1 protein-coding gene is annotated in these 211 nt (G+C 62.6%); it reads right to left on the bottom strand.

The annotated features are described in order from the left end of the window. A partial coding sequence (locus E5X34_RS32870) for an NAD(P)-binding domain-containing protein (protein ID WP_292573409.1) occupies positions 1-211 on the bottom strand: 211 nt, incomplete at both ends.

Raw genomic sequence — 211 nt, forward strand, 5'->3', positions numbered from 1 at the left:
CCTGGCCGGCAAGGGCTGTCGATGCCACCGCCTCAATGTAGGATTGGCCGTTGTTCAGGTTCTCGACCTTCTGGGCTTCGATGTCGAAGCCGGAAACCGGGAAGCCGGCGCGTGCGATCGCAACCGCCAGCGGCAACCCGACATAGCCCAGTCCAATCACGCCGACTTGCGCGGCGCGCGTCGAAATCCGGTTCAGAAGACGGTCATATGT

Origin of the sequence: Mesorhizobium sp. (assembly GCF_004963255.1) — a bacterium.
GTDB lineage: Bacteria > Pseudomonadota > Alphaproteobacteria > Rhizobiales > Rhizobiaceae > Mesorhizobium.